A 10,227-nucleotide genomic window follows, 5' to 3' on the forward strand; every position below is an offset into this window, starting at 1 on the left:
AACACAAAAAATATTAGAAATAAATTAGTGTACTATTAACACTAATTAACCTAAAATGCCCGACAACGGGCATTTTAGGGATTCATAATACTTAAAACGATATTTATATTGAATAATTTCACTTAAAATTAGTGATTATTGGGGCATGACTTCTATCATGCTTCCCGACGAGTGGGCCGACAATGCCGGAGCATATTGGCTTTGCAGTGTGGCGATACCCGATGAGTAGGTACCCGAGTTGTTGACATAGAGCTCGTAGCTCAATCGGTACACACCCTTGGGAAGATGAGTAACAAACATGTTGGTCGATGCGTCACGGTTCTCGCGATAGAAGCATATTCCTTCGCTGAACAACGGCTTTGGAAGTTGCTCGACAGGCTCGAAGCATGCGCTGCGGTCGTCGGTTATTGCCACGTAGTCCATGTCACGTTTTACTGTTATGGTTAGGTTGACCTGAACTATGTCGCCGGTCTTCAGTGAGTCGGCATTCTGCCATGTCACGCCATTCTCGGTGGTGACGCGGCGATAGAGAGCCTTGTCAATGGAAACCTCGGGGCATGACGCGGCTTTTACTTCCGACATCTCGCTGCGGTACTGGCAGTATACGGCTCCCCATGAAGGTGTCTTACCTGACTTTTCGACATAGAGTGTCGCGCCTGAGGGTGACATCGAGGATATGTTTTCACGGAAATAACCGAGCAGTCGGTCGGTCTTGCCCGCGTTGACTTCGCGGTTGTTGACCGTTACGGTTGCCTTTGCAGCGGGGGTTGTCCACTTGCTGCCGGTGAGCAATATCGATGCTATAGCCTGAGAGGTCGTGACCGATGTGCCCCAATCCTTAGCCTCTTTCTGTAGAATGAGCCATTGTCGTATCTTGTCGACATCGGGACTTTGGGGATCTATGGCTGCGAATGCGTCGAGCACTATCGATGTAGCACCAATCTTGCCCATCGACCATGTTGTCATGTCATCGAGCGACGGCCACCACATGCCCTGAGAGGGATTTGACACTGAATACTCGTTGAGCGATGCTAAAACGGAGGTGGCAAGTGTGCGGTAGCCGTGATTCTTGAGGGTTATCGCATTCATTGCCTTTACGGGAATCGAGCGTTTCTTCCACTCCTTAACTATGCGCTGCACTTCGCGTGATGTGAGCGAAGAGAGTGTTGTCGATTTCTTTATATTGGGATAGAAGTCACGCAGGTACACGTAGTAATAGTAGTCGCCGTCGGGGTACTTGGCGTATTCCTCCTGGGTGACACGGTCGATGTATTTAACCGCATTGTCGAGCATTGAACGCAGGCGATTATTGTCGGGCAGGAATCCGAGCTGCTTGAGGTGTCCCATGGTGAGCAGCACGTTCTCGGTTATCCACTGTGAAGGCTCGTCGATGTTGTCAATCCATGTCCAACCGCCGTTACGCACGAGCTTAGACAGTCGGTCGATGTTGCGCGAGTAGGTGTCGTTGATTACTTTTCGGTCAAAGAGGAGCGAAAGGCGAGTCATGCGCTCGGTGTCGCTCTTGGCATCCATAACCCAGGGGGTGGAGTTGAGCAGCACCGTCTTCAGGTCGGCGTTACGTTCAAGCATCGACACGAGCGTTGAGTCGCTGCGGTCGCTTGAATTCCACTCTTTCAATGCTTCGGCAATCTCGGGGCATGTGCGCAGAATTCCGTCGGCTACGGCGGCCGAGAATATAGCTGCCGAGGCGGCCAATGCACTCTCAGAGTCATCGTTACGCAATCCGGGAAGCGCTGTTGCTACATACCACACGGGGTTTTCGCAGAATTGCAGCGTGACGCGGGCATCAGAGGGCATTTCGGGAAGTTGCATGGTAAATGTCGTCGAATCGGGCGAAATGTAGAACGGCTTGGTTTCGATGACGGGTGTGACGGAGGAAAGCACGGGAATAACCGACTGCTCTCCATCGGTGAATCGGCCGTTACCTGCCTTTATGCGATATCCAATCATGTTGGAGTCCCATCCTGCATCGACCGTCACGTTGACCACTTTCGCTTCGCCTGGAGCCATGTCGTCGGAGAAGTCGTTACGTGATATTACGGCACCTGTAGCTGGGTCGAATATCTCCACTACGGTGGTTATCGCAGTCGAGTCGTCGGAGTTATTCATCACCGATGCGCTGATCAAAGCCTTGTCGCCTGTGCGCAGGAAGCGCGGCAGGTTGGGCTGCACCATAACGGGCTTGTTGGATATGATTTCGCGTGACATGGTGGAGGTGAGCATGTCGTCGGTGAAAGCGAGTGCGCAAAGTTTCCATGTGGTGTTGGCGTTGGGGGCGGTGAATGAGAATGTCATATTGCCCTTGTCGTCGGTTGTCAGCATGGGGCGGAAGAATGCAAGCGGCATTTCGGCATCACGGTATTCATTATTGTCACGTGACGCGTCATTGTCAGGGGCTTCGTTCTCGGCATCGGCGGCTTCCTCAACCGCTTCGTCCTCAACGATGGCCAAGTCGGCGGCTCCTGCTCCCGTGTCGGCGGTCGCGGCCATTTTACTTGTTCCTCGTATCATTCTCGGGGTTGCTGATTTTTCCTCACCCATCTCTTCCTCGGTGTTTAGACTGAAATACACGTTGCTGCGAGTGAACGCGTAATTAGGGTGTAGGAACGACCGACCCCATGTTTGCAGGTCAGGCAGAGATATCGGTTCATATTTCAACCACTCGAATGGTATCTCCACACCGGACATGAACTTGCCGAGAGGCGAGTATACCGATATATTGTAGCTGTTGACATGGCCGAATCTCGGATATATTCTGAAATTGTGCATCGACAGCCGGTCGAGGGCCTTGGCATACATATCGAGCAGGATAGCGCTCTTGGTGCCCTTGCCGTTGTTATCGGTCACGTAGAATGTCCATTTTTCGTTGTCGCCCGGCGCGATTTTGTCACGGAAGCTTTCGATGGCTATATTGATTCGGTCGACTGTGCCGCTTGCTGTTGCTGTAACCTCGAAGTCGCTGACTTTATAATCGTTTACTCCGGTGAATTTCACTTTTATGCGGTCGGCGTCGGCCGGTATGTCGTAGTCGAAGTGGTGCATTCCTGCCGCAGCTTCTATCCAACCTTGCTTCAGCAGGGCTTTGTCGGTGTAGACAGCATAATGTATCCATGTAGAGTCGGCCGATGTGCCGTAGAGTATCGAGGCATGTCGACGGTCGGCGGTGTAAGTGGTCACAGGCAGCCATATCGGCATGTCGGTCACGGGTGGCTTGGCATCGGTGACGCGGTAGAGATTCACGTTGTCGACAGTGAAAGTGTCGGCGAGTGACTTGTCGGCGGTGGCAAACACCATGGAGTAGCTGCCGCTTGCCACATCGCTGAAATCGACTGTGGCCACAGGAGGTGTCATGGTGCCTTCCTTGACTACGTGACGGTCGCTCTTGTCAATGAGTTGATAGGTTATGGTGGAGTCAACCGCTTCACCGAGCAGATTGGTGAGCGAAACGTTCATGCGATAGGGCTTTGACGCGTCGATGTCGGCGGGAAGTGACGCATTTATCACACACGACGCTCCTTGCGAGAATGAGCGTGATGCCTGCTGATTCTCGCCTGTGGGCGATGTCGCTGTTAGCGATGCAGAGAATATGCCGCCGGGTATCGGTGACTGTTTAAGTAGCTCGGCCGGGAATTCGATGCTGAAGCAACCTTCGGAATCGGTTGTCACCTCGGTGGAGTAGAACGAAACACCGTTGCCTGCGCTTCTCCACCACCATATACGCGGATTTGCGCTTAGATCAACTGCTATGCGGCAGTTGGCAAGAGGGAATCCGGAGTAGGTCACGGTTTTGCCTTTCAGCGTCACGGCACCTTTGGCGGGCTTGTCAGTGAGCAGTTCGGTAAATTCTATTTCATAGGTTGGGAGCTTGTAGTCCGACACGGTGAATGATGTAGTGCCGTAGCTGTTCCAGCGGTCAGGCTTCAGTGGATCCTTTTTGCGGAACTCAATCGAGAAGTTTCCGGTAAGTCCGTCGGAGGGGAGCTTGAACGAACCCGCAATGCGGCCGTATTCATCGGTCGTGGCGACGGCAGTGTCACACGGTTCATAGTTGGCGTCACGCAACACTACCGAGATTTCGTTGCCGGGCACAACCCGTGCTTCAGCTCCGAGATAGCTTTGCAGGATGCCGACCCACTGCACTGTGTCACCGGGATGATAGATGGCAAGGTCGGTCAATCCATGCATGGCAAATTGCTTATTTTCGTTGCCCGACGGAATGTAGCCGAGGTATTTGCTCATAGAATAGCGGTCGGTGCCTTTCGATGCTGATGCGTTGAAAGCCTTGGATTCCTTTATCAATGCAGTTCCGTCCTTGTCGGTCACGTAGTTGCGCACTGTGTTGCCGTTGCGGTTAAGGGTTACGGTGAGAGTGGCATTGTCGACCGGACGGCCTGTCTTAGGATTGATTACGATTCCCCATCGCGAAGAGCCGTAATTGGCGCTCTCGACCAATAGGCCGGTGCAGTGTATTATGCTGTAGTAACCAAGATCGGCATCGCGTTTTTGTCCGGTAATGGAGGGCACAACGATGTAACATCCGGGTTGGGTGAGCACAACTTTCTCAGTCGAACTTGATGAAAAAGGCACCTGCTTGTCGGTCACCTTGCGTGATATGGTGTAGAGCGGGGCCGGAAGGTTGGTAGACGGTGTTATTTTGAACGACTCACCGTTGTTTCTGTTGTACGGTATTCTATACACGTTTATCGTGTAGTCGACAGTGTTGTTGTTCTTTATGTCAATGGTAAGAGTGTCGCCAGGTGACAGAATCTGGCTGTAACGTGCATTTATGCGCGGTTGACTTAGCGACTTGACGATGTTGTGCAACGCATTGTTGCGGAAATATTCGGGATAGCGTTTTAGTTGATTGTTGACTAATGAATAGTATTCGGCAATGCTCACGGGCATCTCCTCCTTATTGTAGTTGTCCAAATCAATAAGGTAGAAGAGCGATATGAGAGGCTCTGCAGCATATTCGCTTTGGCTGAATCGGTTGTAGAGGTCGAGCATAAGCTTGGCTTCGTTGTCGCGGACGGCATTGTAGCTCGACATGTCGCGATAGACATGCTGTGAGATGAATTTGATGCGCTCGATGTCCCACATTATGAATGGTGCAGCATTGCCGGCATGAGCATCCAACAGTTGTCGGTACAGCTTGAGGATGCGTTGTGCTGCAGGCGACTGATAGTTGAAATTCATCTTTGAGTAGACTGTGAACGGCGACAACATGTCGATGGCGAATATCGGTTGCTGTTCGCCCATGTTCGACAGTATCGCTATGGCTTTTCCTGCTATGAAGTCAAATAGTGTGGGGTAGAAAGTATAATCGTTGTTTCCGGCCTTAAGCAGTTCCTTGAAGTCGATGAGTCTTGCTTCATGGAGTGGTTTTGGATTGGCAAGCGCCGAGTCGAGCAGCGACATTATGCGGGCTCTGAACTGTCGGCCGCTCCACAGCAGGTAGTCATCGGGCAGGGGGGTGTCGGGGATTTCGCGACGGTCATATTTCCATCGGTCATCCTGATAAATGTCGTTGTAAATCCTTGCCTTAAGCAGCGTAAGCATTGCCTTGATGCACGGGTCGGTTTCCTTTGACTCCACGGTGGATATGCGTTGCAGGACTTCAGGCAGGCTGTCGTTGTCGACGGCGCATTGTGCAAGTCCGTAGTTGACCAATGCTCTCACGGCAAGTTTGCCGTCGCCGTCGGCTACAGCCTTTTCGAGCATTTCCGAAGCTTGTGACGATATCTGTTTGGGGAATGCGAAGTCAGGTTCGGAATATTGTTTCTGGGAAGCGTTGATTGACATTGTGAATAGAGCTATTAGGATGTATAGAAACTGTTGTTTCATAGCACTCGAAATTTTATAAGTTAATAAAATGTGACAGATACTCTCCCCGAGAGGAAAGTATCTGTCACAGTATCAGGGAGAAAAATAATAACTTTACAGTTTACTTATGTTTGCCCGCTCTCATGCGCGAATGTTGCATCATGAGCTCGTTGGTGAATTTCCGTTCGGCTATCTTGAGCATGAACATCTGCTTGGGAGTCAGCGCTTTCTTGAATTTCGGATAATACTTCATTTCTATATCGGCTTCCTTCCCCTTGATTTCAAACATTGCTTCGGATGCTTTTTCGTATTCAAGGTCCGATATTTCGCCTTTTGTGTTTCTTACCCGGTGTTCAATGTCGCGTGTCTGCTTTTGCAGTTGATATACACTGCTTTCCATCTCATCGTAGAGGGGGAAGAAACTCTCCTGTTGCTCCTTGGTGAGCTTCAGCTCCTTTGTTAGGAAGTCGTGCTTGTATTGACGCAGTTCCTTGAACCACTCCTTACGCTCGACAGGACGCTGGCGTCTTTCGCCGGGCTGCTGGGCGTAGCTTGAAAACGATACAAAAAGCGCTAATATTAATGAGATCAGCGTTAGACGTTTCATATAACTCGATTATTGGTTTTATTTTAAGTTCTCGAGGGTTACACCTTCGTTGTACATCTCTTCCATGAGGTCATACTCGTCGACATTATCGATGCTGTAGTAGTCGTAGAAGTGATCACTGCTTAGAACGCTTGCCATTACAGGATTGTTTTCAATCGACATATCGGCGGTGCGGCTGCCTATGTCGTTAAACACCTTCATCATGCACCATATTCCGGCAAACATGGCTGCAAGATATACATAGGGACGGCAACGCTGCCACCAAGTGCGTGGCAGAATCTTCTTGTCGGTTGATTCAAACTCTTTTTCAGGCAGCTGCTGCATCATTTGCCGAGCAAAGTTGGCAAAATAGTCATCAGGGACGGTCATTCCCGACCGCCTGTCGACTTGCTTGAGTATGTCATTGTCCGGTTTCATACCTGAGTTCTTTAAGTTATTTTAATGGTTAGACTTAGGCTGTGTCAATAGGTTTAATCATTATCGGCAAAATATTGCTCAATTTTTTTTGCAGCGAGATGATAGGAGGCTTTCAGCGCACCTACCGAGGTGCCTAAAATCTCCGACATCTGCTCATATTTCATTTCATCGTAGTAGCGCATATTGAACACCAGCCTCTGTTTTTCGGGAAGGGAGGCTATGGCTTTACGTAGTTTCAGTGCGAGCTGGTCGCCGTCGATGTAGGTGTCGGCTTCTATGAGGTTGACAAGGTGCGATTCCTCGTCGTCGATCGATATGTTCATGCGTTTGCGTTCCTTGGCAAGGAATGTTATGCTCTCGTTGATTGCAATCTTGTAGAGCCATGTCGACAGTTTGGCTTCGCCCCTGAAGTTTTCGATTGAACTCCATGCTTTCATGAATGTGTTCTGCAGCAAATCGTTGGCATCGTCATGGTTCTCGACCATGCGTCGTATCTGCCAATACAGCGGTTCGCTGTACCGGGCAATCACCTCGCCGAAAGCGGTTCGGCAAGTAGAGCTGTCGCGAAGACGCTTCACAAGTTCAGGATCATCGATTGGTGTATCTTTGCTCATTCGGGGAAGAGTAATTGCTTATTGAGTTTCAAAAGTACATAAACTTTTTATAACTTCAACCCCCGATAAGCTTAAATTGTTATAAAAAGAAAAATTTTATGGATACGGTATTGACCACGCAAAATATTTTGACGGCGTTGCTGCTCACTCTCGTGGCCGGACTTTCGACCGGTATAGGCAGCCTCATGGCATTCTTCACAAAGACCTCCAACACCAAATTCCTGTCGGGCGCATTGGGCCTGTCGGCGGGTGTGATGGTATATGTTTCATTCATGGAGTTGATGCCCGAGTCGCTTGAGGCGATGACTGATGTCTACGGCGACAAGCCCGGCACGGTCTACATGCTGCTTTCGTTTTTCGGCGGCATGGGACTTATAGCACTAATTGACTTCCTTATTCCCGAGGATGAGAATCCTCATGAACTTCACAATGTCAATGGCGGTGGTAACAGGCTTAAACGCACGGGGATTATGCTTGCGCTCGCGATAGGAGTGCACAATTTCCCCGAGGGAATTGCTACATTCGTGTCGGGACTTGAGGGGCTCGACATCGCGCTGCCCATCGTCATTGCTATAGCCATTCACAATATACCCGAGGGAATTGCCGTGTCGGTGCCTATATATCACGCTACGGGTAACCGCCGCAAGGCTTTGCTCTACTCGTTTCTATCGGGTCTTGCCGAGCCTGTGGGTGCGGTTTTCGCATTGATATTCCTTATGCCTATATGGACTCCGCTTGTCAACTCGGTGTGTCTTGCCGCTGTGTCGGGCATAATGGTGTTCATCGCCTTTGACGAGCTGTTGCCCAGCGCCGAGGAGTATGGTCATCATCATTATGCCATATCGGGGGTGATACTGGGCATGCTCGTAATGGGATTCGGATTATTGCTGTTTTGAACCTGACCCGGCGGCAGGCTGTGACGGAGCCGACGACTGTGACTGCAGTTTAGGTTCCACCGGCCAGTTTTCTGGGCCGACGGGCGATGATGCGTCCCTGTTGAAGAAGGGGTAGGGCATTCCGAACACTCGCTCGACTTTTCCGCCGGGGCTGAGGAATCCGTCGATTACGGTGTCGCGGCCTGAAGGTTGTTCGAAGCAGTAGAGCCTGAATCGTGACAACATGGCTGCGAGATGCTCGAATATGGTGTCCTGCATGGCTTCGTAGGGCAACCATGCCGAAGTGCTTGTGAAACAGTAGATCTGGAACGGAATGCCACCTCCCGTCTGCTGGAGGGTCGAAACGAAGCAGGTGCTGTTGCTGTCGACAAACTTGTTGTTGTCGAGCCACATTTTCATGTAGGCGCGGAAGAGGCCGAGATTGGTGTCGATGGTTCCGTCGGGAAGTCCCTCGGAGTTGTTCACATCCTCAACCTTTCCGGCAGCCTTTTGGGCGAGTTTGCGTGTTATGAAGTCGTCCATGAAGGGTATCTTGCGGAATTCGTCGAGCATTTCGGGAGTGAGAGGCAGCACGCTGTCGGCATCGATCATGTAGGACCGCTGTATGCGTCGGGTATTGCTCACCTGCATGCTGCGGTAGTTGGTGAAGCTTCCGCTGATGAGGCTGTAGGGCGGCAGCATGGTCGTGGTCTTGTCCCAGTTTTCCACCTTTACCGAGGTCAGCGTCACTTCGGTCACGGTTCCGTTGGCGTCGGTGCCGTTTACTTTTATCCAGTCGCCCACATGAAGGCTGTCGTTTTCCGAAAGCTGCACGCCGGCCACAAGACCGAGTATGCTGTCCTTGAAAATCAACATCAGCACGGCTGCAAATGCGCCGAGGCCGGCAAGCAGTGAGGCGGGCGACTTGTCGACGAGCACGGCCACCGCTATAATTACAGCCACTATGCAGATGATTCCGCGCACGAGCTGTACGAGACCTCGCAATGGCAGATGCCTTTTGTTGCGACTCGCATTGAAGTGTGCCCATATCGCACCCACAAGTGCCGACAAGGCTATCGCCGTTACGTATATTACATATAATAATGTAAGTTTTGTGAGTAAGTTGGCGAGTGTGGAGCGTGTGTATACAAGAGTGAACTGAATCAGAATCAAAAATACTATCGCCGGAATCATGCGACAAAGCTTCAGGAAGAAGTTCTCCTGTCGCAGATATTTATAGAGATCGCTTTGAGTGTGGTTCCCGAAATGCCTTACTGCTCCTATTATTATCCATTTTGCGATGTAGCCTACGATAAAGGCGATTGCAAACACGACAATGGCATAGGCCCATGTTACGGCTGAAGTGCTGTGTTGAAGTCCCAGGGGGCTGAGAATCCAGTCGGATATTTTCATTGCCAGTGATGCAATGAAGTGGCTTCCATTGGTGTCGATGTTCAGTGCATTGAGAGTGCTCTCCGATATGCTTTGCGTGGTCGATGGCTCGGTGTTGGCTAAAAGATACGACATTATTAATTTTTTTGGTGAAAATGTGTTGATATTGTTTATCTAATAGACAATCGATACGCTGAAATTGTTCTATCGTCTTAGAGCCGGTTCGACAATAAATGTTAACGGCAGGGTCGCAATATGCGAGGCGATGGTAATTTCGGTTCAACCAAAAGGGAAAAAGGTTTGATTTGTGTTATATCTCAGTAACATAAATCATTGACTCCATGAAAATAAAGTTTAAGCATTGCCTGCGGAAGCGCATCCGTAAGTTTTTGTCAGGTTTCCATGGAAAGGGACTGACAGACCTCTATAAGATATTCACAGCTATTGCATATCTGGTTTACACCGGATGTCAGTGGAA

6 protein-coding genes are annotated in these 10,227 nt (G+C 50.3%); 1 reads left to right on the forward strand and 5 read right to left on the reverse strand.

Annotated elements, in window-relative coordinates:
• Window positions 1–135 precede the first annotated feature (135 nt).
• The 4 genes from E5354_RS04635 to E5354_RS04650 all read right to left on the reverse strand — a co-directional run bounded on the left by E5354_RS04635 (window position 136) and on the right by E5354_RS04650 (window position 7,482).
• Window positions 136–5,865 (reverse strand): alpha-2-macroglobulin family protein, encoded by a 5,730-nt coding sequence (locus E5354_RS04635; protein WP_135946588.1) that lies wholly within the window; start codon window positions 5,863–5,865, stop codon window positions 136–138.
• Window positions 5,866–5,965: 100 nt separating this feature from the next.
• A complete protein-coding gene (locus E5354_RS04640) occupies window positions 5,966–6,451 on the reverse strand; it encodes a hypothetical protein (RefSeq protein WP_123395336.1) in 486 nt (161 codons plus the stop codon).
• A gap of 18 nt (window positions 6,452–6,469) precedes the next feature.
• Entirely contained in the window at window positions 6,470–6,868 is a 399-nt protein-coding gene (locus tag E5354_RS04645) for a hypothetical protein (protein WP_123395337.1), read from the reverse strand.
• A 53-nt stretch (window positions 6,869–6,921) separates the two neighbouring features.
• Entirely contained in the window at window positions 6,922–7,482 is a 561-nt protein-coding gene (locus tag E5354_RS04650; protein ID WP_135946589.1) for an RNA polymerase sigma factor, read from the reverse strand.
• A gap of 98 nt (window positions 7,483–7,580) precedes the next feature.
• Between E5354_RS04650 and zupT the strand changes: the two genes are divergently transcribed.
• On the forward strand, window positions 7,581–8,378 hold the full coding sequence (gene zupT, locus E5354_RS04655) for a zinc transporter ZupT (RefSeq protein WP_123395339.1): 798 nt from the start codon (window positions 7,581–7,583) through the stop codon (window positions 8,376–8,378).
• Here zupT and E5354_RS04660 read toward each other — a convergent pair.
• Entirely contained in the window at window positions 8,364–9,884 is a 1,521-nt protein-coding gene (locus E5354_RS04660; RefSeq protein ID WP_135946590.1) for a mechanosensitive ion channel family protein, read from the reverse strand. The genes zupT and E5354_RS04660 overlap by 15 nt on opposite strands.
• Between the last annotated feature and the right edge of the window lie 343 nt (window positions 9,885–10,227).

The organism is Muribaculum sp. NM65_B17 (assembly GCF_004793735.1).
GTDB lineage: Bacteria > Bacteroidota > Bacteroidia > Bacteroidales > Muribaculaceae > Muribaculum > Muribaculum gordoncarteri.

What these genes read in the sequence shown, in the direction of transcription:
- E5354_RS04635 (WP_135946588.1), bottom strand. Translation starts at nt 5,865, where the DNA reads ATGAAACAACAGTTTCTATACATCCTAATAGCTCTATTCACAATGTCA.
- E5354_RS04640 (WP_123395336.1), bottom strand. Translation starts at nt 6,451, where the DNA reads ATGAAACGTCTAACGCTGATCTCATTAATATTAGCGCTTTTTGTATCG.
- E5354_RS04645 (WP_123395337.1), bottom strand. Translation starts at nt 6,868, where the DNA reads ATGAAACCGGACAATGACATACTCAAGCAAGTCGACAGGCGGTCGGGA.
- E5354_RS04650 (WP_135946589.1), bottom strand. Translation starts at nt 7,482, where the DNA reads ATGAGCAAAGATACACCAATCGATGATCCTGAACTTGTGAAGCGTCTT.
- zupT (WP_123395339.1), top strand. Translation starts at nt 7,581, where the DNA reads ATGGATACGGTATTGACCACGCAAAATATTTTGACGGCGTTGCTGCTC.
- E5354_RS04660 (WP_135946590.1), bottom strand. Translation starts at nt 9,884, where the DNA reads ATGTCGTATCTTTTAGCCAACACCGAGCCATCGACCACGCAAAGCATA.